Source organism: Pseudomonas sp. GW821-FHT07E12, assembly GCF_058986605.1.
The window spans coordinates 20,508-41,126 of the sequence record NZ_JBYSVX010000017.1 but is presented as its reverse complement, the minus strand read 5'-3'; the positions used below and the strand labels follow the sequence as shown (position 1 = coordinate 41,126).

The following is a 20,619-nucleotide window of genomic DNA, read 5'->3' as shown; positions in this document are numbered from 1 at the left end:
CGTTGCCACATGTGTTGCAGCGCCCCTTGTCGGTGCCGTGCGCGGATTCCCCCAAGCTTTTGGGGGCTGGGTTCGTGGTCAGGCCATCCCCAGGTAACTGGCCTGTTGTGGGAGGGACTTCAGTCCCGACGCTTTGCCGGCAGAGCCCGTCGGGACTGAAGTCCCTCCCACAGACCAACAGATCAGCAAATCCCAGCGTCATTCCCGCACAGGCGGGGACCCGGAGACTTTCGTGAAAGACAGTCCAGCGCAATCGTCTCAAGCCGCGTTCACGCGACTTCGGGCAGGCTGAAGCGCTGTTCCCTGTTGCCGCTCCCGGCCCGCTCATCCAGACTGTGTCCATGATCCGACCCCTCATCGCCCTGGTCCTGCTCGCAGGACTGACCGCCTGCGGTTTCCACCTGCGCAGCAAGCTGGCCCTGCCGCCCGACGTAGCGGCGGTGAAAGTGACCTCGGTCTCTCCGTACAGCGAACTGGTCAAGCTGCTCAGCCGCAGCCTGATCGCCTCCGGCGCGACGCTGGCCGAGAAGGATGCCAAGACCGGCTTCGCCCAGTTGAACGTGCTCTCCGAACGCTGGGGCGACCTGCCGATCGCGATCGACGCCGAAGGCCGTGCCCAGGAGTACAGCCTGCGCTATGCGGTGATCTTCACGATGCTGGGGTCCGATGGCTCGGTCGTGGTGCCGCAGCAGGTGATCGAGATGTCGCGCGATTACGTGGCGCCGCCGACCGACGCCACCGGTACCGCAACCGAGCGCGAGATGCTGGCCACCGAACTGCGCCGCGACATGTCCGCCTCGATCCTGCGCCGTGTCGACAGCGTCGTGCGCGCACGCCTGAAGAACGGGCTGCCGATCGAAACCGGTACGCCGCCGCCGGCCGCCAGCACGCCGGCCGAGCCGGTCAAGTGAGCGTGCGCCGGCCTGTGCCGGCGTCTGCGGGAGCCCTATGGAACTGCGTCCGGAACAGCTAGCCACCCAGCCGGCCTCGCAGCCGCTGCAGCCGGTCTATCTCATCGCAGGTCCCGAAACGCTGCGCGTGCTCGAAGCTGCCGATGCCATCCGCGCCCGCGCCCGTGCCGAAGGCATCGGCGAGCGCGAGGTGTTCGATGCCGACGGCCGTGACTTCGACTGGAACCACCTGGATTCCAGCTTCAACGCGCCCAGCCTGTTCAGCGCCCGTCGCCTGATCGAAGTGCGCCTGCCCAGCGGCAAACCGGGCAAGGACGGCGCCGAGGTCATCGCGAATTTCTGCGCCAACCCGCCGCCGGACGTGGTGCTGCTGATCACCGCCAACGAATGGAGCAAGTCCCATCACGGCAAATGGGCCGACGCGATTGCGCGGATCGGCACGATCGCGGTCGCATGGGCGATCAAGCCGCACGAACTGTCGGACTGGATCGAGCGGCGCCTGCGCAGCAAGGGCCTGCGTGCCGACGGCGAAGCCGTGCAGCGGCTGAGCGAGCGCGTGGAAGGCAACCTGCTGGCCGCCGCGCAGGAGATCGACAAGCTGGCGCTGCTGGCACAGGGCGAGACGCTCGATGCCGCGGCGATGGAGTCGCTGGTCGCCGACGCGGCGCGGTACGACGTGTTCCGGCTTGCCGAATCGATGCTGGCCGGTCAGCCGACCGCGGTAATCCGCATGCTGGCGGGCCTGCGCGCCGAGGGCGAGGCCGCGGCGGCGTTGATGCCGATCCTGATCAAGGAACTGGTGCGCACCGCCGCGCTGGCCAAGGTGCAGGCACGCGGCGGCAACCTCGCCGCCGAGATGAAGGGGCAGGGCATCTGGGAATCGCGCCAGGCGCCATTCAAGCGTGCCCTGCAGCGCCACGCCGAACCGCGCCGCTGGGAGCGCTTCGTCGTCGAGGCCGGCAAGGTCGACCGCATCGCCAAGGGCCGCGGCGACGGCGACGTCTGGGTCGCGCTGGAGCGGCTGCTGGTCGCGGTGGCCGAGGCGCGGGCGGTCAGGTTGCTGGTGGCGTGATGGCTGGAGGGCAGGCCGGAACCCGGGACCCGGGACCGGGGACCCGGCAAAAGCGCATGCTCGGCAGCCCCGTTGCTGCGGTTGATCTTCCGGGACCCGGGACCCGGGTCCCCGGCCCCTCGCTCCACCTCTATTACGGCGGCACCTTCGATCCGGTCCACGATGGCCACCTGGCCATTGCCCGTGCCGCGCGCGATGAGCTGGGCGTGCCGGTGAACCTGATTCCGGCCGCCGATCCGCCGCACCGCGTGCCGCCCGGCGCCGATGCCGTCCAGCGCACGCGGATGCTGGAACTGGCGTTGGCCGACGAGACCGGGCTGGTGCTGGATCGACGCGAATTCGAACGCGCCAGGCACTCCGATCGCCCGTCCTACACGATCGATACCCTGGTCGAACTGCGTGACGAACTCGGCGCCGAGGCGCCGATCGCCTGGCTGCTGGGCGCCGACAGCCTGCTGTCGCTGGACAGCTGGCATCGCTGGCGCGAACTGACCGGGCTGGCGCATCTGGTGGTGGCCGAACGCCGGGGCGCCGCGCTGGACATCGCGCTGCCGGACGTCGTGCAGGCCCATCTGGCCACGTGCTGGGCCGATGATGCGGCCGAGCTTGCGACGCGGCCGGCCGGGTTGATCTGGCGCCTGCGCCAGCCGCTGCAGCCGGAATCGGCCAGCGAGGTTCGACATCGCATCGCCGCCGGCGAGCCCTGGCACGATCTGGTGCCGGCCACGGTCGCCCGCTACATCGAAGAGCACCGCCTGTACCGGGGCGACGGCGTCTGAAAGCGCCGAGACGACCAGTTGCCTATAATTCGCATCATCCCATCGAGTCACTACCGCTTTGACCAGTCAAGCCCAAGTCATCAAGACCTCCCTTCCCAACCCGCCGCCGCCACTGCCGGTCCTGCTGGCCACGGTCCGCGAGGCCGTCGCGGAACTCAAGGCCAAGGACGTGGTGGAGATCGACGTACGCGGCAAGTCCAGCGTCGCCGACTACATGGTGATCGCCTCGGGTACCTCCACCCGCCACGTCAAGGCGATCGCCGACGAAGTGGTGCGTTTCGCCAAGAAGCTCGACGTGATGCCGCTGGGCGTGGAAGGCGAGCGTGAGGCGGAATGGGTGCTGGTCGACTTGGGCGACGTGATCGTCCACGTGATGCTGCCGCGCGTGCGTGAGTTCTACGCACTGGAGCGGTTGTGGACGGTCGGCGACCAGCCGCCCTCGGACGATGAAGACGTTGCCGGCTGAGAGAGGCCTCGAGGCGGCGTCGCAGGTTCGCCTGTCGAGTGATTCGGGCCCGCAGCCGGTACTTTCGGCCGCCCGCAAACGCTTCAACAGCCTGGTGAAGCGGCTGGAGGATTGCCGGGGGCGGCTGCACGCCTGGGGCGATGCGCTGCCGCGCTGGCGCGAGCGCTACCACGAGCAGGCCGTACCGCTGTTCCGGCGCCGTGCCGAACTCGACCTGGAACTGCTGCACCTGCTCGATCATGCCCACGCCACCTACAAGCTCGGCAAGGCCGAGCGCGCGTTCCTGTCCGAACTGATCCGCGGACTGGCCGGTCCGCTGGTCCAGCAGGGAGGGGCGGATGTCAAAGACATCTACGACCGCCACAGCGATGTCGGTTTCGACAGGCAAATGACCGAGTCCGACCAGTTGATCCGACAGGCCGTGGCGGCGCATTTTTTCGGCCTGGATCCGGATGAAATGCAGAACTTCGATTCGGCCGAGGCGCTTTTCGAACGACTGCGCGAACACGAGCAGGAGCGGGAAGCGCATGAGCAGCAGCGCGACGAGCGCGCCAAGGCCCGGCGCGCGAAGCGCAAGAAGCCGGCCGAGGACGCTGCTCCATCGCCGCCGCAACCGTTGCGCGAGCTGTATCGCAAGCTGGCGACCGCGCTGCATCCAGACCGCGAGCCCGATCCGGCCGAGCGCGAGCGCAAGACCGTGCTGATGCAACGCGTCAACCAGGCGTATGGCGCGGGCAACCTGCTGGCGCTGATCGAGTTGCAACTGGAGATCGGGCAATTGCGGCCGGAGCAGATGCAGCAGATGAGCGAGGACCGCGTCAAACAGTACAACCAGGATCTGGGCCGGCAGCTCAAGGAGATCGAGCACGAGTTGGTGCAGGTGGAGGAATCCTTCCGCGCCGACTACGGCCTGTTCGGTGGCAACCGGCTCGATCCCAAACGGCTGGATGCGGTGCTGGCGCGGACCAAACGCGAACTCACCAGCGAAATTCACCACATCGAAGATGATCTGTACGAGCTGCGGACGCCGGCGATCTTCAAACGCTGGCTCAAGCAGCAGCGTCAATTGGCCGAACACAGGGATGCATTGAGCAGCGGATTCGACGGCCAGCCGTGGTAGCGCAGCCGTGAAAGCGAAATTGATCGCCACCGGCGAGCGCGCGCCGGCCTGGGTGGCGCAGGGGTTCTCCGAGTACCAGAAGCGGCTTTCGCATTGGCTGCCGTTGGAGCTGGTCGAAATCGAACCGGGCCTGCGTGGCAAGGGCCGCGATCCGCAACGGGCGATCGAGGACGAGGGCCGGCGCGTACTCGCCGCGCTGCCGAAGAACCCGTACGTGGTGGCGCTGGACGTGCCCGGCCGGCCGCTGAGTTCGGAGCAACTGGCACAGCGTCTGGAGCACTGGCGCGGGCAGGGGCGCGATCTGGCATTCCTGATCGGCGGTCCCGAAGGACACGCACCCGACGTGAAGGCCGCGGCCTCCGAGTTGTGGTCGTTAGGGCCGTTGACCTTGCCGCACATGCTGGTGCGGCTGGTGGTCGCAGAACAGCTGTACCGTGCCGCGGCGATGCTGGCCAACCACCCGTATCACCGGGGCTGAAGCTCCCGGTGATACGGGTGGAGCTCAGGCATCCTGTCCCCGCGCCTTCGGCGCGCCCCCTTAACAAAGGGGACTCTTACTCCGGTGGGTGACGAGATCCGTACTCGCGGTGCAGCGGGCACATCATCGGGATCGTAGGAGCGACTTCAGTCGCGACCGGGGCAGTTCCGGTAGCCCATTCGCTCCTGCGAGACCGTCCTAGTCCAGCGAGAACGCGATCGGCACCAAGCCATAGGCCTGCGAGGCGCGTCCATCCTGCATCGCCGGTTTGAAGCGCCATTGCTTCAGCACCTGATTGCGTGCGGCCAGATCAAGTATCCGATGGCCGCTGCTGGACTCGACCGACACGTCCAGCGGCCGTCCATCCACGCCCACCAGCACGCGCAACACGACCGTCCCGGTCAGTCGATCCTTCAGCGCCGGACGCGGATAGGGCGGCGGCGGGGCGGACAGGTACTGCAACTGGATGCCGGCAACGGGCGGTGCGATGGAAGGCGCCACGGGCTCGACGGTGGTCGGTGCGGTGCTCATGACCTGCGGCGCATCGATGGCAGGTGTTTCGATCGCGGGTTGCTGCACCGGCGCGTTGATGGTGACGGGGACCGGCGTGGGCGCCGGGGCTGTGCGCTGCTGTTGCGGCTGCACCGGTAGCGGCGGGGGCGGTGGAGGCGTCGGCAGCAGTTCGGGAAGCTGCCAGCGCTCGGTACGTTCCGGTGTCGTGGTGACCGGACGGTAGGACAGAGGCGCGATGAGCAGCACGAACGCCAGCACATGCAGCGCAATGACGGTGCTGAAGGCGAGGACGCGGGAAGGATCGATGCCGGGAATGCCCGGCGCAGACTGCGTGCGAACCATGATTCCACCTCCAGGAAGGACCTGCGGAAAGGAAGCAGCAACGGGCGCCCCGTGAATCCTGCGGGGGCAGTTGCATCATGGTGCGACGTGACGGCAAGCGCATCGGGGTGTTGCCCGCCGTTTGGCTGGCGTTCTGGAAAGCGCGCGGCGGGACTCAAAACAGAAGCGGCGCCTGATGGCGCCGCTTCCGGTCACACGATCCGACGGGCCGTTTACTTGCCCAGCTCGAAGGTCACATCCAGGTTGATCGACAGGCTGGTTTCGCCCGGGGATACCGGTGGGCTCGCCGCATCGGCCGCCATCGCCTGCATCCGCATCGCCGGCATCGGGCGTCCGCCGCCGCCGCGGCTTTCGGAGATGCTGACGATGCGGCGGACCCGCAAGCCGAGCGACTTGGCGTAGGTCTCGGCCCGGGTCTGGGCCTGTTTCAGCGCGGCGATGCGGGCCTCGTCGTAGACCGGTTCGGGCTTGTCGATCTCGAAGCTGGGGCCGTTGATCTGGTTGGCGCCCTGCGAGGCCAGTACTTCCAGCACCTTGCCCAGGCGGGTCAGGTCACGAACCTTGAGGTTGACGGTGTTGCTGGCCTGGTAGCCGGTGATGCGCGGGCTCTGGCCTTCCTTGTAGACGTACTGCGGATACAGGGTGATGCCGCTGGTCTGCACGTCTTTCTCGGCGATGCCGGCGCCGCGGATCGCCTGCATGACCTTTTCCATCTGTTGCGCGTTCTGGCGCATCGCGGTGTCGCCATCGGCGGCCTGGGTCACTACGCCGGCCGACAGCGTCGCCACGTCGGGCACGCGCTTGGCCTCGGCTTCGGAAGCAATGTTCAGCAGGGTGCCGTCGGCGGGAATGGCGTAGGGCGCCGCGGTCTGGGCATGGGCGGTCATGACGGCTCCGGTGGCAAGGCACAGGGCGAGCAGCAGCGGGGTCGGGCGGATGGTGCGCATAGACGTCTCTCCTTGGTTTATGCCTGCGCGAGCGTGGCGATGACACGATGAACCGCTTGTGAGCCGGGCCGGGATCGCCATAAGGCGCATCCGGCGCGCGATGGCACCGGTTATCCTTGCCGGATGCTCTATCTCTCATCGCGGTCCCCCCGTAGAAAAGAACTGCTGGCGCGCCTGGACGTGGCCTTCGAGACGCTCGATCTGGATGTGCCGGAAGTGCGTGGTGAAGGTGAAGCGCCGGCCGCCTATGTCCGCCGCGTCGCGCTGGAGAAGGCGCAGGCCGGGCTGCAACAGGTGCTCGGTGCCGATCCTGAGGCGGTCGTGCTGGGCTCGGATACCGAGGTGGTGCTGGGCGAGCGCGTGTTCGGCAAGCCGGCCGACCGGGCCGATGCGATCGCGATGCTGGAGGCCCTGTCCGGCCACACCCACCAGGTGATCACCGCGGTGGCGCTGGTGACGGAGCGACGCGAGCCGGCGCTGGTCGAGGTGGTCTCGCAGGTCACCTTCTCCACACTGACTCCCGTGCAGATCGCCCACTATGTCGATGGTGGCGAGCCGATGGGCAAGGCCGGCGCCTATGCGATCCAGGGCGGCGCCGAGCGTTTCGTCGTGCGGCTCGATGGCAGTTTCTCCGCGGTGATGGGGCTGCCGCTCTACCACACGGCGCAGCTCCTGGCCGCCTTTCCCAACAGTGTCAGCAGGCCCTAAATGTCCGAGGAAATCCTGGTCAACGTCACCCCGCGCGAAACCCGCGTGGCGGTCATCGAGAACGGCATGCTGCAGGAGCTGCACATCGAGCGCGGCTGGCGGCGCGGGGTGGTCGGCAACATCTACAAGGGCAAGGTGCAGCGGGTGATGCCGGGCATGCAGGCCGCGTTCGTCGAGCTGGGACTGGAGCGCGCGGCGTTCCTGCACGCCAACGACGTGGTGCGGCCGACGCCGGCTCCGGCCAGCGTGGTGGATACCGAGGAGACTCAACTGCCGCCGCCACCGCCGGCCTCGGTGCCGATCGTCGAACTGCTGCGTGACGGCCAGGACGTGGTGGTGCAGGTGGTCAAGGACCCGATCGGCACCAAGGGCGCGCGCCTGACCACCCAGATCAGCATTCCCTCGCGTTACCTGGTGCTGCTGCCGCAGTCCAAGGTGGTCGGGGTGTCGGCGAGGATCGAGGACGAGGCCGAGCGTGCGCGCCTGAAGGGCATCGTGTCCGAGCTGGCGGCCAGCCATGGCGGCTATGGCTACATCATCCGCACCAATGCCGAGGGCCAGCCGGCCGAGGCATTGGCCGACGACGTGGCCTACCTGTCGCGGGTCTGGAACGTGGTCGAACGGCGCGGCCGCGAGGCGCCGCCGTGCAGCGCGATCTACGAGGACCTGAGCCTGCCGCTGCGCGCGGTGCGCGACCTGATCCGCAAGGACGTGGACAAGGTGAAGGTGGATTCGCAGGAGACCTTCGCCAAGCTGCAGGCGTTCGTCGCCAAGTACATGCCGGTGCTGGCCGAGCGGATCGAACTGTATACGGGCGATCGCCCGATCTTCGATCTGTACGGGGTCGAGGACGAGATCGGCCGCGCGCTGGACAAGCAGGTGCCGCTGAAGTCCGGCGGCTATCTGGTGATCGACCAGACCGAGGCGATGACCACGGTGGACGTCAACACCGGCTCGTTCGTCGGCCAGCGCAATCTGGAAGAGACGGTGTTCCGCACCAACCTGGAGGCGGCGCAGGCGGTGGCGCGGCAGCTGCGGCTGCGCAACCTGGGCGGCATCATCATCATCGACTTCATCGACATGGATGGCCCGGATCACCGTCGCCAGGTGCTGCGCACGCTGGAGAAATCGCTGGCGCGCGACCACGCCAAGACCACGGTGTATGACTTCTCGCCGCTGGGGCTGGTCGAGATGACCCGCAAGCGCACCGTGGAAAGCCTGGAGCGGCAGCTGTCCGAGCCGTGCCCGGAATGCAACGGGCGCGGCACGATCAAGACCGCCGAGACCGTCACCTACGAGATTTTCCGCGAGATCACCCGCGCGGTGCGCCAGTTCGATGCGGCGCGGTTGCTGGTGATCGCCTCGTCCAAGGTGGTGGCGCGGATCACCGACGAAGAATCGGCGGCGGTGGCCGAGCTGGAGGAATTCCTCGGCAAGACCATCAGTTTCCAGGCCGACGAACAGTATCTGCAGGAGCAGTACGACGTGGTGTTGTTGTGAAGCAGGGATTGGGGATTAGGGATTGGGGATTCGTAACGGCGGTTGAGAGCTGTGAAGTGGCTGTGTTGCGGCGGGATTACGCTGTCTGCAGGCATGCTTTGACCCATCCCCAATCCCGAATTCCCAATCCCGGCTTCTGATGCCCACTCCGCTGCGCCGCCGACTCCGCCTGACCCGTCGCTACGCGATCTATGCGTGTGCGCTGGGGTTGGTGGTGCTTGCGTTGGTGGTGGGCGCGGCCAGCCAGTTGCTGCCGCTGGCCGAACGCCATCCGCAGCAGATCGCCGCCTGGCTCAGCGAGCGCGCCGGCCAGCCGGTGCATTTCGAACAGCTCGATACCCAATGGACCCGTCGTGGCCCGCTGTTGCGGCTCAAGGAACTGCGCATCGGCCCGGGCGACGGCGTGCGCATCGGCGATGCCGAGGTGCTGGTGGCGATGTATGCCGGCCTGCTGCCGGGGCGCTCGCTGACCGAGCTGCGCCTGCGCGGCCCGGTGTTGACGATGGTGCGTGCCGACGACGGTACCTGGTCGGTGCAGGGATTGCCGAGCAGCGGCGCGGGCGATCCGCTGGAGTCGTTGCGCCGGATCGGTGAATTGCAGGTGATCAGTGCGCGCATGCAGGTGCATGCGCCGTCGTTGGGAATCGACACCACGCTGCCCCGGATCGATCTGCGCCTGCGGGTCAACGGCACGCGCCTGCAGATCGGCAGTCGCGCCTGGATCGATCCGCAGCGGGCGCCGGTACAGACCGTTATCGATTTCGACCAGCATCGGGGCGACGGTACCGCGTATCTGGAAGCCGAGCCGGCCGATCTTGGTGCGTGGGCGCCGCTGCTGCATGCCGCCGGCGTGCAGGTGCGTGCTGGTCAGGGCGAACTGCATGCCTGGGTACGGCTGCGTGATCGCCGCGTCGCCTCCGTCAGTGTCGATGCCGATCTGCGGGCATTGCAGCTGGAAGGCGCGGTGCTGCCGGAGCAGCGCACGCGGCCGAAACTGACATGGGATCGCCTGCAGGCGCGCGCGCGCTGGCAGGTGGTCGCGGATGGTTGGCGGCTGGACGTGCCGATGCTGCGCATCGGCAGCGGCGGCAAAGTGCAGTCGCTGGACGGCGTGGCGGTGGCGGGAGGCACGCGTTTTGCGGTCGCGACCGGCGCCGTGGATGCCTCGCCGGTGATCGCCGCGCTGGCGCTGAGTGATCAGGTCGACCCCGGCCTGCGGCAGTGGCTGGTCGGCGCGCGTCCGCAACTGCGTCTGTCCGAATTGACCGCGTCGGGCATCCAGGGCGGAGCGCTGCAGGTACAGGGGCGATTGGCCGAACTGGCGTTCGCGCCGGTGGGTCATTCACCGGGCCTGAGCGGGGTGCAAGGGCGCTTCGACGGCGACGCACAGGGCGGGGAGTTGCAGTTCGAGCCGTCGGCGATGCTGCGCTTCGATTGGCCGACGGGATTTGGCGTGGTGCACGAGCTGCATCTGGCCGGGCGTGTGGTCGGATGGCGCGAAGGCGACGGCTGGAAGATCGAGACCCCGGCGCTGCGCGTGCAGGCCTCGGACTACGCTGCCGACGTGCGCGGCGGGCTGTGGTTCCAGCGCGATGGCAGCCGCCGTCCGCGCATCGATCTGGCCGCCAAGCTGGACGACGTGCGGGTGCCGGTGGCGAAGAAGTTCTGGATCCATTCCGCCATGAGCAAGCCGGCGATCGAGTGGTTGGACAACGCGCTGGTCGATGGCACGGTCACCGGCGGCATAGGCCTGGTCAGCGGTGATCTGGACGACTGGCCGTTCGATCAGCAGGACGGTCGCTTCGAGGCGAGCGGGCACATCCGCGATGGCGAGATCCGTTTCCAGCCCGACTGGCCGCAGATGGACAAGCTCGATGGCGATATCGCCTTCATCGGTGCCGGCTTCGCTCTGCAGGGCAACGGCAATCTGGCTGGCGTGGTGGTCGATCGGATCGAGGCCGGCATCCCGGACTTCAAGACCGACGAGCTGTACGTGCGCGCCAACAGCCGCAGCGATGCGGGCACGCTGCTGGAGATGCTGCGCCGCAGCCCGTTGCAGAAGACCTACGGCGACACCTTGAAGAACCTCAGCGCGGCGGGTCCGGCACGGACCACGTTCGACATGCTGTTGCCGCTGCACGACAACCACGGGCAGGGTCACCTGCGCGGCGATGTCGGCCTGGACGGCATCAAGCTGGGCGACAAGCGCTGGGATCTGGCCTTCGAGGGCGTGCAGGGCACCGCCCATTACAGCGACCATGGTTTCGATGCCGAAGACCTGGCGGTCCTGCATCGTGGTCGGCAAGGCCAGCTCTCGTTGCGCGCCGGCGATGCGGTGAAGGATCCGCAGCAGGCGTTCCAGGCCGAGTTCGCCGCCGCGCTCGATGCCAAGGAATTGTTCGATCGCGCTTCGCAGATGGAGTGGTTGCGGCCGTATGTGCATGGCACGTCGCAATGGCGGATCGGCGTGGACCTGCCGAAGGTCCAGCCGGGTACGCCGGAGGAACCCACCCACCTGACCCTGGATTCGGACTTGATCGGCACCACGCTCGATCTGCCGGCGCCGATGGACAAATCGGCCGACAAGCCGCTGGCCACGCATGTCGATGTCGCGCTGCCGTTCGGCAACGGCGACATCGACGTGGCATTCGGCAAGCTGGTGGCGATCAAGGCCACGACCCAGGGCAACCAGACCGGCGTGCGGGTGGAGATGGGCAGCGACAGCGTGCACGAGCGGCCACCGTCGTCCGGGCTGGTGGTCAGCGGGCGCACGCCGTCGCTGGATGCGATGGACTGGATCGCGCTGGTGCGCTCCGGGGGTTCCGATCCGGCGCAGGCGGCGATGCCGCTGCAGCAGATCGACGTGCAGGCCGATCTCCTGCTGCTGCTGGGGGGCGTGTTCCCGGATACGCGGCTGCGGCTTCGCCCGGTCCGCGATGCGATCACGGTGAATCTGGATGGCCCGTCGCTGGCAGGTGAGCTCGACGTGCCCAACGCCGATGGCGCGGTGTTGCGCGGCGACCTCAAGACCGTGCACTGGCAGCCGGTAACCCCGGTCGCACCGGCGACGTCGCAGGCGCCCGCGACGGGAACGGTGACCCCTGGCCCGATCGCCAGCACCCTGCCGGAACCCGCGCGCAAGGCGGTCGCCGATTTCGATCCGGCCACGATCCCGCCGCTGTCGTTGGACATCGCCGACCTGCAGTTCGGCAAGATGAATCTCGGCAACGCGGTGCTGCGCACGCGCCGGCTGACCGACGGCCTGCAGGTGGACCATCTGCAGCTGCGTTCGGACAAGCAGAAGATCGGCATCACCGGCGCCTGGCGTGGCAAGGGCGATGCGGCGACGACCCGGATGTCGGCGCGCGCCGACAGCCAGGACTTCGGGCAGCTGATGCAGGCGCTGACTTTTGGCGGCCAATTGCGCGGCGGCGAGGGTCAGGTCGAACTCAATGTCGGCTGGAATGGCGCGCCGACCGCATTCCAGCTCGCCTCGCTGCAGGGCAACCTGAAGGTCGAAGTGCGCAACGGCCAGTTGCTGGAGCTGGAGCCCGGCGCCGGTCGCGTGCTGGGCCTGCTGAGCGTGGCGCAGTTGCCGCGCCGGTTGATGTTCGATTTCCGCGATTTCTTCTCCAAGGGCCTGGCGTTCAACCGGATCGGCGGCGAGGTGCAGTTCGGCGATGGCCTGGCCAAGGCCGAAGGCATGCGCATCGAAGGCCCGGCGGTGGACATCGACATGCGCGGCCAGGCCGACCTGCGCCAGCAGACCTTCGACCAGACGGTCGATGTCTATCCCAAGTCCGGCAACCTGCTGACCGTGGTGGGCGCGGTCGCCGGTGGTCCGGTGGGCGCTGCGGTCGGCGCTGCCGCCAACGCGGTGCTGGGCAAGCCGCTGGGCGCGATCGGCGCGAAGACCTATCACGTGTCCGGGCCGTGGAAGGACCCCAAGGTCGAGGTTGTGGATCGACAGGACGCACGCAAGGATCGCCAGGCCGATCGCACCGACAAGAAAAGCGGAGATTGAGGCGATACATCGCCCCAGTGGTAGAGCCGGGCTCGCCCGGCTGACGCTTTCCCGGTAAAGCCCCGGCCGGGCGAGCTTGGCTCTACGGCACCGGCATGTCTGTCAGGCGGATGCCTCCGGCTCGTCTGCGCGCTCCAGCATCGGCAAGCGCAGCTTGCTGCGATGTCCCGGCGCGGGGGCGTCAGCATCGCCGGTCTCGCCGCGGAAGTAGCCGCGCTGCCATTTCTGCCGCGACGCTTCCGAGGCCGGGTCGCCGAGTTCCTGCAGAAAACGGCTACGACTGTGCGTCCATTCGCGATGCAAGCGCTCCAGCTCCGGCGCCTCGGCGAGCGGACGCCATTCGGCCTGTACGTCTTCGGTCAGCGAGCGCTGCAGCGGCATCAGATGGCAGAACGGCTCACCGGCGTCGAAACGCACCCGGCCCGGGCGGGTGAAACGCCAATTCATCGTGAAGGTGTACGGGCTCCAGTCGGTCTCGACGATGCCGCTGAGCCCGGCGATGCCGTCCTTGGGCCGGTTCAGCGGCCCGGTGACCAGCAGGTCGATGCCCGCGTCGGTGCGGAACAGGCAGGGCACGTGGAAGGTCAGCACGCCGTAGCCGAAATGGCTGACGGGCCGGTACCGGACCATCGCCGAGCGGGTGGAGGCGGATGTCGTCCAGGCCGTTGCCGCCATTCCAGTCAGCCAGGAAACCACCCTGGCACAGCAGTTCCCAGCCGTGCGCGTTGGCGATCGCCAGTGGCAGACAGCGGTAGGCGTAGTGCTGGTCGGTCGCATCCATCCAGTCGCGCTCGCGCGGTGCCGGGCGGATGTCGAGGGTATGGCCGTCGAGCACGTAGGCGGTGAGCTTCATCCGGCGGCGTCTGTGGTGGGGAGGCCGGGATGATAGCGGTGTGGGTGATGGGCGCGGCGACTGATGGTTCTAGATCATCTTCGCGGGGAAGATGGTTTCCCGCGCAAGATGAATTGGCTGATTTTGGTGTGACCTGGTCGCAAGTCGCTGGATCCCCGCCTGCGCGGGGACGACGATCGAAATTTGCTCTCGCCGTCGTGTCCAGCGGCTCCGGAAGCTCCCGGCCGTCGTCCCCGCGCAGGCGGGGATCCAGTGACTTCCACGTAATACTTCAGACCTCATCCCCGCGAACGCGGGGATGAGGTCTGAAAAACACCCATCACCTGCAACTGATAGGAACTCCTCACGCCTATCGACTTGTGCACACCGGCCCCGGCCCTCATCCTGAGCAGATGACTGACAACGCACTTTCCCTGGCCGAATCGCGGCTACTGCTTCCCGGCGGGCTCGATGCCGGCCAACTCGACCGCACCTTCGGCACCCTGCTCGGGCCGGGTATCGACTTCGGCGACCTGTATTTCCAGCATTCCCGGCGCGAGAGCTGGAGCGTGGAGGACGGCATCGTCAAGGACGGCGCGCATTCGATCGAGCAAGGTGTTGGCGTGCGCGCGATCGCCGGCGAGAAGACCGGCTTTGCCTATTCCGACGACATCCAGCGCGATGCGCTGATCGAGGCTGCGCACTCGGCGCGGGCGATCTCGCGCGAGGGTGGCGCGTCCACTTCACGTTCGCTGGTGCGTGGTGATGCGCGCGCGCTGTATCCGGCGCTCGATCCGGTCGATGCAATGGAGAACGCAGCCAAGATCGAGGTGCTGCGCCGGCTCGACAAGTTCCTGCGCGCGGCCGATCCGCGCGTGCAGCAGGTGATGGTGAGCCTGTCCGGCGGTGTGGATACGGTGTTGATCGCGCGCAGCGATGGCGTACTCGCCGCCGACGTGCGTCCGCTGGTGCGCCTGAATGTGCAGGTGATCGTCGAGCAGAGCGGTCGCCGCGAGTCTGGCTTCAGCGGCGGCGGCGGTCGTTACGGTTACGAAGAACTGTTCGCCGACGGCCGCCCGGAAGCGTTCGCGCGCGAGGCGTTGCGGCAGGCACTGGTGAACCTGGAGGCAGTCCCGGCACCGGCTGGCGTGATGCCGGTGGTGTTGGGCGCGGGCTGGCCGGGCGTGCTGTTGCACGAAGCGGTCGGACACGGCCTGGAAGGCGATTTCAACCGCAAGGGCACCAGCGTCTACGCCGGCCGTCTCGGCCAGCGCGTCGCCGCACCGGGCGTGACCATCGTCGATGACGGCACCCTCGACGGTCGCCGTGGTTCGCTCAACGTCGATGACGAGGGCACCCCGACCCAGTGCACCACGCTGATCGAGGACGGCATCCTGGTCGGCTACATGCAGGACACGCTCAACGCGCGCCTGATGGGGATGAAACCTACCGGCAACGGTCGCCGCGAGTCATTCGCGCACCTGACCATGCCGCGCATGACCAACACCTACATGCTGGCCGGCCAGCACACACCGGACGAGATGATCCGCTCGGTGAAGAAGGGCTTGTACGCGGTCAATTTCGGTGGTGGCCAGGTCGACATCACCAGCGGCAAGTACGTGTTCTCGGCGACCGAGGCCTACCTGATCGAAGACGGCAGGATCACCGCGCCGGTCAAGGGCGCCACGCTGATCGGCAACGGCCCGGAGACGATGCAGAAGGTGCGCATGATCGGGAATGATCTGGCGCTGGACGAAGGCGTGGGCGTGTGCGGCAAGGACGGGCAGAGCGTGCCGGTTGGCGTCGGTCAGCCGTCACTGTTGATCGACGGTTTGACCGTGGGCGGCACGCAGGCCTGAGGTGCGGGGATTGGAGATTTGGGATTCGGGATTCGCAAAAGCGACGAAGCCGGCTACGGCCGGCGTTGGTCAGTCGCGTCTTACCGGATCGCTAATCCTGACCCTCACTCAATCCCGAATCCCGAATCCCCAATTCCGATTCTTTGGGAAGCATCAACCCGCGCAGGATCTGATAGATCTCCCGATACGCACGCGGCGGCTTGTTGCGAAGCTTTTCTTCCTTGGCGTTGCGCAGCAGCTGGCGCAGGTGCTGGCGGTCGGCGCTCGGGTACTCGTCGAGCAGGCCGGCCAGCGCCGCGTCGCCCTCGTCGACCAGGCGTTCACGCCAGGCTTCGATGCGATGCATCACCGCCACTTCGCGGCGCGAGCTTTCGCTGTTGGCATCGAGCGCGTCGCGGATCGCTTCCAGGGTCTCGTCGTCCTCGCGGCGCATCTGCTTGGCCAGGAACGCCAGCTGGCGCTTGTGGGCGATATGCGCGGTGATGCGCTTGCACTCGGCGATGTGCGGCAGCAGATCCTCGGGGATCGGCAGGCGTTCGAGCTGGGCCGGGGTCAGCGCCACCAGTTGCTCGCCCAGGGCCAGTACCTCCAGCGCCTCGCGCCGGTTCTGGCTGCGGCTGGAGCCAAGGAATTCGCCGGTGTCTTCGTCGCGTCCGCGCATGGTTTTTCCACTTCCGATTCATCTGCCCGCGCGTTGCGCGCGGCGTAACCCCTACAGGATAAAGCATTGAACGCGATCACCCTCGAAACCCGCCTCGCCGACGACAGCGCCACGCGCCTGGACGCACTGGCCGACATCTCCCAGCGCCTGCTCGCCCGCGCCCGTGAACTTGGCGCCAGCCAGGCCGAGGTGACCTGCAGCGAGGAGCGCGGCCTGGACGTGAACGTGCGGATGGGCGAGGTCGAGACGGTCGAGTCCACCCGCGACCGCGGCATCGCCATCACCGTCTATTTCGGCCAGCGCAAGGGCAGCGCCAGCACCGCCGACCTGCAGGACGCCAGCCTGGAGGCCACGGTGGCCCAGGCCTGTGCGATCGCGCGCTACACCGAGGACGACCCCGCCGCCGGCCTGGCCGACGCGGACCGCATGGCCACCGAACTGCGGGATTTCGACAGCTGGCACCCGTGGGCGATCGACGCCCAGCAGGCGGTGGACATCGCGCTGGCCTGCGAGGCCGCCGGGCGCGAGGCGGATGCGCGGATCAGCAATTCCGACGGCGCCTCGTTCGGCAGCAGCCGGAGCCTGTCGGTCTACGCCAACTCGCATGGCTTCATCGGCCGCGAGCGCGACACCCACCATTCGATCGGCTGCGCGCTGATCGCCGGCCAGGGCGACGGCATGCAGCGCGACGGCTGGTACACCAGCGCGTTGGCGCGCGAGGACCTGTGGGATGCGGCCGAAGTCGGCCGGCGCGCGGCCGAGCGCACCGTCGCCCGGCTGCAGCCGCGTTCGCTGCCGACCGGCGAATACCCGGTGGTGTTCGCGCCGGAGATCGCCCGCTCGCTGGTCGGCCACCTGTTGGGTGCGATTTCCGGCGGTGCGCTGTACCGCAAGGCCAGCTTCCTGCTCGACAGCGTCGGCACCCGGTTGTTCCCGGCGTGGCTGTCGATGGACGAGCGCCCGCACCTGCGTCGTGGCCTGCGCTCGACCGCATTCGACGGCGAGGGGGTGGCCACACAAGAGTCCTCGCCGCTGATCGTCGATGGCGTGCTGCAGCGCTACGTGCTGGGCAGCTACTCGGCGCGCAAGCTGGGCCTGCGCAGCACGGCCAATGCCGGCGGCGTGCATAACCTGCAGGTCTCGGCCAATGCCGTTGATCTGGCATCGATCATCGCCAATCTGCCAAGCGGCCTGCTGGTCACCGAGCTGATGGGGCAGGGCGTGAACAACGTCACCGGCGATTATTCACGCGGCGCGGGCGGCTTCTGGATCGAGAATGGCGTCATTAGCTACCCCGTGGACGGCATCACCATCGCCGGCAACCTGCGCGGCATGTTCGACGCCATCGAGGCGGTGGGAAGCGACATCGACGTGCGCTCGCATATCGGCATGGGTGCTGTGCTGATCGGCAAGATGATGGTGGCAGGCGGCGATTGAGAACTCCTGAGGCTTGAGTCCGGGGAGTGGGCGCCGGCCATGTAGAACCGCCAATCATTGCAATGATGCTCGTTGCAGGTGTGTACGGATTCTTTTGTGATCATTGATAGAACGGCACCTTGCGATGTTGTGGGTGTCGTGTGGATTGCGTGGCGCGGTACTGGTCGATTAATTAAGTCAATAAATTGGCTATTAATTATGGCGCAGGTATCTTTCGTCAAAAATATGACGGTCGTTGCCTCTGGGTTATCGATATTGAAGGCTGGATGGCATTTTGTGGAAGCCGGTGATAGTTAATCGCGATAGCCGCAACCCATTACCACATTTATTTTTTTCAGGTAGCATCGCCCGCTGCAAAGGGGGTGGTTTGCCTCTTTTGCTTTCAGGGGCAGGCATTTTGATTATTTTGCCCATTACAAGGATAGGGGGATAGCAATGAAGCGCTCCATCAGCGTGTGTGTGTCATTGGCACTGTTGGCTGGATTGGCCGGCTGTGCAACCGAAAGCTACCAGAATGTGAAACCGCAGACGGTGGCGACGGCAGGTGTGCCGTATTCCGGAGTCCGTGCACCAATTGCCGTGGGCAAGTTCGACAATCGATCATCCTTTATGCGGGGGCTGTTCTCTGACGGCGCGGACCGTCTCGGCAGTCAGGCCAAGACCATCCTGGTCACGCATCTGCAGCAGACCAATCGGTTCCGCGTGCTCGACCGCGATAATATGGGCGAGATCAAGCAGGAGGCCGAGATCAAGCAACAGGTGCAGCAACTCAAGGGTGCCGATTATGTGGTAACCGGCGATGTCACCGAGTTCGGTCGCAAGGAAGTTGGCGACGCGCAGCTGTTCGGTATTCTGGGGCGTGGCAAGCAGCAGGTGGCCTATGCCAAGGTCAGCTTGAACGTGGTGGACATAGCGACGTCCGAAGTGGTGTATTCGGTGCAGGGGGGCGGGGAGTATTCGCTGTCCACTCGCGAGATCGTTGGTTTCGGCGGCACTTCCAGCTACGACTCCACTCTCAATGGCAAGGTACTGGATCTGGCCATACGCGAAGCTATCAACAACCTCACGGCCGCCATCGATTCCGGTGCCTGGAAGCCGGCCAAGTAACCACAAGGAGAGGGTTCTTCATGAAAAACAATGGCGTTCGCGCTCTGCGCGGACTGGCGGCGTGCGGCCTGTTGATGCTGACTGCCTGTGCCCATCAGCCAGCCTCGCTGTATCAGTGGGGAAGTTACCAGGATCAGGTGTATCGCCATTTCAAGGGCGAAAGTCCCGAGCAACAGATCCAGGCGCTGGAGAAGGACGTGCAGGTGACGCAGGCTTCGAATCGGGCGGTGCCTCCGGGGCTGCGCGCGCATCTGGGCATGCTGTATGCCGAGACCGGGAACGACAGCAAGGCGCAGGAAAACCTGGTGGCCGAGAAGGTCCATTACCCCGAATCGGCGACCTACATCGATCTCCTCCTGAAGGGGTACCAGAAGTGAAGAATGCAGCCATGAAACGACTCCTGAAAATGGTTGCCCTGGTGGGCGTCATCCTGCTGATGAGTGCCTGTGCGACAACTGGGCCGGCGGCTCGCGACTACACCGCCTACAAGGCTAGCAAGCCGCGTTCGATCCTCGTATTGCCGCCTGTCAGTCGTGTCCCGGATGTCGATGCCGGGCCGAGCGTACTGTCTGTCACCACGCTGCCTTTGGCCGAAGCGGGCTATTACGTGATGCCGGTGGCGCCCGTGTACGAGACGTTCAAGCAGAACGGCATCACGGTGGCTGACGATGCGCAGAATGTGGATCCAGCCAAACTACGCGAAATCTTCGGAGCCGATGCCGCGCTCTACATCACTGTGGACAAGTACGGCTCCGTTTACCAGGTGGTCAACAGCACGGTCTTGGTCTCGGCCAGCGCCAAACTGGTGGATCTGCGTACCGGCACGGTTCTGTGGGAGGGGCAGGCACAGGCTTCGAGTGCGGAGAACCAGAATAATGGTGGTGGTCTGGTTGGCCTGCTGATCAGTGCGGTGGTCAATCAGGTTCTGAACCAAGTCACCGACAAGAGCCATCAGATTGCCGGCATCGCCAGCCAGCGTCTGCTCTCGACCGGTCAACCAACGGGGTTGTTGTACGGCCCCTACAATCCGAAGTTCGGGTCGGACTGACATGAAGAATGTGCTGCCGCGATATGCGGCAGCACACCCTGGACGGATCGAAAGCCACGGTCTGTGGGGCTGGGTCAGGCCCCCAAGTGGCGGCGATTGATTTATCTTAGGTCTCACTGTACCGGCCGACATGCCCGGTGGCCGGCGACCTCAACGGAGAAGGGAGAGATCACGTGAGCGAGTTCGAAAACATCACTACCCCGCCACCGCCGGTAGCCGGCGTGCCCTCGGCGGAAGAGAAACAGTGGGCGCTGTTTGCGCATCTGTCCGCGCTGACCGCCCTGTTCACCGGTATCGGCGCGATCGTCGGTCCGTTGGTGATCTGGCTGATCAAGCGCGACACGATGCCGTTCGTCGCCGATCAGGCCAAGGAGGCGTTGAACTTCAACATCACCGTGGGGATCACGATGGTGGTGCTGTACGCCATCGGCGTCCTGCTCATGGTGGTCCTGGTCGGCTTCCTGTTCATTTTTGCGGCCTGGCTGCTCGGCATCGCCTGGCTGGTGCTGACGATCATCGCCGCCATCAAGGCCAGCAAGGGCGAAAGCTACCGCTATCCGCTGACGCTGCGTCTGGTGAAGTAAGCAACCACGCTCGACGTGTTGGCCCCAAAGACCCGGCTTCGGCCGGGTCTTTGCGTAGCGGCGGCGCGGATTCCTCGAGGCATGCCGGCGTGACGGGCGCTGCGGCTTTGCGTCATGTCATTGCCATTATTGCAAACTGCGTCACGACAGGCCGCTGATGTCGCACGGATGCATTGCTTCATACTGAGCGGGCTGCCCTGGGGAGGGCAGTTTTCGTGTGCAGATCAGGGG

18 protein-coding genes and 1 pseudogene are annotated in these 20,619 nt (G+C 66.4%); 15 read left to right on the top strand and 4 right to left on the bottom strand.

Features of this window, described 5'->3' with window-relative positions; all coding sequences use genetic code 11:
• The first annotated feature begins 341 nt into the window (after positions 1 to 341).
• The 6 genes from AC3WJE_RS11405 (at position 342) to rlmH (ending at position 4,826) form a co-directional block, all read left to right on the top strand.
• Positions 342 to 911, top strand: a complete 570-nt coding sequence (locus AC3WJE_RS11405; protein WP_493730913.1) for an LPS-assembly lipoprotein LptE — start codon at positions 342 to 344, stop codon at positions 909 to 911.
• A 37-nt stretch (positions 912 to 948) separates the two neighbouring features.
• On the top strand, positions 949 to 1,983 hold the full coding sequence (gene holA / locus AC3WJE_RS11400; protein WP_493730912.1) for a DNA polymerase III subunit delta: 1,035 nt from the start codon (positions 949 to 951) through the stop codon (positions 1,981 to 1,983).
• A gap of 56 nt (positions 1,984 to 2,039) precedes the next feature.
• Entirely contained in the window at positions 2,040 to 2,762 is a 723-nt protein-coding gene (nadD, locus tag AC3WJE_RS11395) for a nicotinate-nucleotide adenylyltransferase (RefSeq protein ID WP_493730911.1), read from the top strand.
• A 112-nt stretch (positions 2,763 to 2,874) separates the two neighbouring features.
• Entirely contained in the window at positions 2,875 to 3,228 is a 354-nt protein-coding gene (rsfS, locus tag AC3WJE_RS11390; protein WP_493730955.1) for a ribosome silencing factor, read from the top strand.
• Positions 3,218 to 4,348, top strand: a complete 1,131-nt coding sequence (locus AC3WJE_RS11385; protein ID WP_493730910.1) for a J domain-containing protein — start codon at positions 3,218 to 3,220, stop codon at positions 4,346 to 4,348. Before rsfS ends, AC3WJE_RS11385 begins: the two co-directional genes overlap by 11 nt.
• A gap of 7 nt (positions 4,349 to 4,355) precedes the next feature.
• Positions 4,356 to 4,826 (top strand): 23S rRNA (pseudouridine(1915)-N(3))-methyltransferase RlmH, encoded by a 471-nt coding sequence (rlmH, locus tag AC3WJE_RS11380; RefSeq protein WP_493730909.1) that lies wholly within the window; start codon positions 4,356 to 4,358, stop codon positions 4,824 to 4,826.
• Between the two features lie 198 nt (positions 4,827 to 5,024).
• On the opposite strand, the gene AC3WJE_RS11375 is transcribed toward rlmH, so the two are convergent.
• Both AC3WJE_RS11375 and AC3WJE_RS11370 read right to left on the bottom strand, forming a co-directional pair.
• Complete coding sequence (locus tag AC3WJE_RS11375; RefSeq protein ID WP_493730908.1) at positions 5,025 to 5,681, bottom strand: energy transducer TonB; 657 nt, start codon at positions 5,679 to 5,681, stop codon at positions 5,025 to 5,027.
• 212 nt (positions 5,682 to 5,893) lie between these two features.
• Positions 5,894 to 6,628 carry an SIMPL domain-containing protein gene (locus tag AC3WJE_RS11370; RefSeq protein WP_493730907.1) on the bottom strand — a complete coding sequence of 245 codons (735 nt, stop codon included), beginning with the start codon at positions 6,626 to 6,628 and terminating at the stop codon, positions 5,894 to 5,896.
• A 123-nt stretch (positions 6,629 to 6,751) separates the two neighbouring features.
• Between AC3WJE_RS11370 and AC3WJE_RS11365 the strand changes: the two genes are divergently transcribed.
• The 3 genes from AC3WJE_RS11365 (at position 6,752) to AC3WJE_RS11355 (ending at position 12,860) form a co-directional block, all read left to right on the top strand.
• Positions 6,752 to 7,336, top strand: coding sequence for a Maf-like protein (locus tag AC3WJE_RS11365; RefSeq protein ID WP_493730906.1), 585 nt, complete (start codon positions 6,752 to 6,754; stop codon positions 7,334 to 7,336).
• Positions 7,337 to 8,836, top strand: a complete 1,500-nt coding sequence (gene rng / locus AC3WJE_RS11360; RefSeq protein WP_493730905.1) for a ribonuclease G — start codon at positions 7,337 to 7,339, stop codon at positions 8,834 to 8,836. It abuts the gene before it with no gap.
• Between the two features lie 139 nt (positions 8,837 to 8,975).
• Positions 8,976 to 12,860: a YhdP family protein gene (locus AC3WJE_RS11355; protein WP_493730904.1), complete on the top strand. Its 3,885-nt coding sequence runs from the start codon at positions 8,976 to 8,978 to the stop codon at positions 12,858 to 12,860.
• A 102-nt stretch (positions 12,861 to 12,962) separates the two neighbouring features.
• Here AC3WJE_RS11355 and AC3WJE_RS11350 read toward each other — a convergent pair.
• Positions 12,963 to 13,713, bottom strand: a pseudogene (locus AC3WJE_RS11350) (DUF6065 family protein).
• A 392-nt stretch (positions 13,714 to 14,105) separates the two neighbouring features.
• Between AC3WJE_RS11350 and tldD the strand changes: the two are divergent.
• Positions 14,106 to 15,551 (top strand): metalloprotease TldD, encoded by a 1,446-nt coding sequence (tldD, locus tag AC3WJE_RS11345; RefSeq protein WP_493730903.1) that lies wholly within the window; start codon positions 14,106 to 14,108, stop codon positions 15,549 to 15,551.
• A gap of 91 nt (positions 15,552 to 15,642) precedes the next feature.
• Here tldD and yjgA read toward each other — a convergent pair whose 3' ends face one another.
• The gene (gene yjgA, locus AC3WJE_RS11340; RefSeq protein ID WP_493730902.1) at positions 15,643 to 16,212 is read right to left on the bottom strand and encodes a ribosome biogenesis factor YjgA; all 570 of its coding nucleotides are present in this window, start codon (positions 16,210 to 16,212) and stop codon (positions 15,643 to 15,645) included.
• A 117-nt stretch (positions 16,213 to 16,329) separates the two neighbouring features.
• On the opposite strand from yjgA, the gene pmbA reads away from it, so the two are divergent.
• From pmbA to AC3WJE_RS11315, 5 genes are all read left to right on the top strand, one after another.
• Positions 16,330 to 17,649 (top strand): metalloprotease PmbA, encoded by a 1,320-nt coding sequence (pmbA, locus tag AC3WJE_RS11335; protein WP_493730954.1) that lies wholly within the window; start codon positions 16,330 to 16,332, stop codon positions 17,647 to 17,649.
• Positions 17,650 to 18,084: 435 nt separating this feature from the next.
• Entirely contained in the window at positions 18,085 to 18,756 is a 672-nt protein-coding gene (locus AC3WJE_RS11330; protein WP_493730901.1) for a CsgG/HfaB family protein, read from the top strand.
• 20 nt (positions 18,757 to 18,776) lie between these two features.
• Positions 18,777 to 19,133 carry a DUF4810 domain-containing protein gene (locus AC3WJE_RS11325; protein ID WP_493730900.1) on the top strand — a complete coding sequence of 119 codons (357 nt, stop codon included), beginning with the start codon at positions 18,777 to 18,779 and terminating at the stop codon, positions 19,131 to 19,133.
• 11 nt (positions 19,134 to 19,144) lie between these two features.
• Positions 19,145 to 19,804 (top strand): DUF799 domain-containing protein, encoded by a 660-nt coding sequence (locus tag AC3WJE_RS11320; RefSeq protein ID WP_493730899.1) that lies wholly within the window; start codon positions 19,145 to 19,147, stop codon positions 19,802 to 19,804.
• Between the two features lie 173 nt (positions 19,805 to 19,977).
• Positions 19,978 to 20,388 (top strand): DUF4870 domain-containing protein, encoded by a 411-nt coding sequence (locus tag AC3WJE_RS11315; protein ID WP_493730898.1) that lies wholly within the window; start codon positions 19,978 to 19,980, stop codon positions 20,386 to 20,388.
• Positions 20,389 to 20,619: the final 231 nt, after the last annotated feature.

Coding starts and splice junctions, on each gene's coding strand:
- AC3WJE_RS11405 (WP_493730913.1), top strand. CDS start 342: ATGATCCGACCCCTCATCGCCCTGGTCCTGCTCGCAGGACTGACCGCC.
- nadD (WP_493730911.1), top strand. CDS start 2,040: ATGCTCGGCAGCCCCGTTGCTGCGGTTGATCTTCCGGGACCCGGGACC.
- AC3WJE_RS11330 (WP_493730901.1), top strand. CDS start 18,085: ATGAAGCGCTCCATCAGCGTGTGTGTGTCATTGGCACTGTTGGCTGGA.
- AC3WJE_RS11375 (WP_493730908.1), bottom strand. CDS start 5,681: ATGGTTCGCACGCAGTCTGCGCCGGGCATTCCCGGCATCGATCCTTCC.
- AC3WJE_RS11325 (WP_493730900.1), top strand. CDS start 18,777: ATGAAAAACAATGGCGTTCGCGCTCTGCGCGGACTGGCGGCGTGCGGC.
- yjgA (WP_493730902.1), bottom strand. CDS start 16,212: ATGCGCGGACGCGACGAAGACACCGGCGAATTCCTTGGCTCCAGCCGC.
- AC3WJE_RS11320 (WP_493730899.1), top strand. CDS start 19,145: ATGAAACGACTCCTGAAAATGGTTGCCCTGGTGGGCGTCATCCTGCTG.
- AC3WJE_RS11355 (WP_493730904.1), top strand. CDS start 8,976: ATGCCCACTCCGCTGCGCCGCCGACTCCGCCTGACCCGTCGCTACGCG.
- rng (WP_493730905.1), top strand. CDS start 7,337: ATGTCCGAGGAAATCCTGGTCAACGTCACCCCGCGCGAAACCCGCGTG.
- AC3WJE_RS11365 (WP_493730906.1), top strand. CDS start 6,752: ATGCTCTATCTCTCATCGCGGTCCCCCCGTAGAAAAGAACTGCTGGCG.
- AC3WJE_RS11370 (WP_493730907.1), bottom strand. CDS start 6,628: ATGCGCACCATCCGCCCGACCCCGCTGCTGCTCGCCCTGTGCCTTGCC.
- holA (WP_493730912.1), top strand. CDS start 949: ATGGAACTGCGTCCGGAACAGCTAGCCACCCAGCCGGCCTCGCAGCCG.
- tldD (WP_493730903.1), top strand. CDS start 14,106: ATGACTGACAACGCACTTTCCCTGGCCGAATCGCGGCTACTGCTTCCC.